The 1,539-nt window shown below is 35.3% G+C and carries 1 protein-coding gene; it reads left to right on the top strand.

Features of this window, described 5'->3' with window-relative positions; genetic code table 11:
• On the top strand, window positions 1–1,539 hold a 1,539-nt coding region (locus tag CHRY9293_RS18320), incomplete at both ends, for a condensation domain-containing protein (RefSeq protein WP_162034297.1).

Below are 1,539 nucleotides of genomic sequence, written 5' to 3'. Positions count from 1 at the left end.
TTCATCTTTCCATATCCTAGATCCAAAGCGGGAATATCAAAATATTCCTATAGGTAGGCCAGTACCCAATAGTATTTCAGTAATCGTAGACGCACACGGTAATCTTATCCCTAAAGGAATGGTAGGAGAACTATGTCTGATAGGTGACCAAATATCCCGAGGGTATTGGCAACGTTCTGAGCTTACAGCAGAAAAATTTATTAGCAGTCCATTTGTGAAAGGAGAGAAAATGTACCGTACAGGAGACCTTGCCCGTTGGAACGAAAAAGGGGAACTGGAATGCTTGGGTCGTATTGATAGCCAGGTAAAACTAAGAGGTTTTCGTATTGAATTAGGTGAGATAGAAAGTGTTATGATAGGCTATGAAGGTGTTCAAAGCGCAGTAGTTGAGATTAAAGAAATTGGAGGCATACAGCATTTATGTGGTTATTATACGGCGAATCAAACCATCAAAGAAGAGGTGCTTCGAGGATATTTATCAGCCTCTCTTACCGATTATATGGTTCCCACTATCTTTATACAATTGGAGGTTTTACCTCTGACTCCTAATGGTAAAATTAATCGAAAAATGCTGCCTGATCCGGAAATGAAAAGACAAGAAATTGTTTTTCCAGAGACCTCCTTAGAAAAGTCTTTATTGAGTATTGTATCTAATCTTTTGAACACGAAAGAATTTGGAGTTACTACCAATTTGATTTCCATGGGATTAACATCTATGGGGGCGATAAAACTATCCTTAGCTGTAAAAAAAGAATTAGGTTTAATTTTAACAGTCAAGGATATCTTATCAAATCTTACCATCAGAAAATGGGTTGATACCATTAAAATAGATGAGCAAGAGTGTAAACTATATGAGAAAAAAGAATATTATCCATTAACGGAAAACCAAGTAGGAGTATATATCCAATGGTTGCAAAACAGAGATAGTTTACAATACAATATAGCATTAGCATTGAAGTTGACTGATGTGAATGGCGAAAAGCTGCAATCTGCTGTTTCAAAAGCACTTAAATCACACTCTTATCTAAAGGTACACTTTGAAATTAAGAATGGTAATGTTGTACAGGTTCGCCGTGATGATGCTCCTTTACATATTACGTTTGAATCATTGGATATGGAACCTGATGCTGGATTTTTCCAAAATTTTGTTCGTCCGTTCAACCTATTGGAAGAGGATTTATATCGGATTGCCATTTATACCACAGCACAACACACTTATCTATTTATTGATATTCATCATATCATCTATGATGGAGGATCTGTAGATATTTTGTTAAAGGATATTGTTCATGCATATAAAGGTCTTGAACTAAAAGAAGAAGTCTTTACTGCCTATGAATACTCATTGGAGTATAACGAATGGACAAAGTCCAATAGCTATATAGAAGCTGAAAAATATTTTGATGATTTAGTGGGAGGAACTGAATCTCTCTTATATCCTTTATCAAGTATAACAGAAGCTATAAGTAAAAGTAAAAAACTTTCTATATCAGTAGACCGATCTGAAGTGAAGAAAACCTGTAAGAATCTGAAAATCAC

The organism is Chryseobacterium potabilaquae (assembly GCF_902728265.1).
Taxonomy (GTDB): domain Bacteria; phylum Bacteroidota; class Bacteroidia; order Flavobacteriales; family Weeksellaceae; genus Chryseobacterium; species Chryseobacterium potabilaquae.
This window is presented reverse-complemented; position numbering and strand designations above follow the sequence as displayed.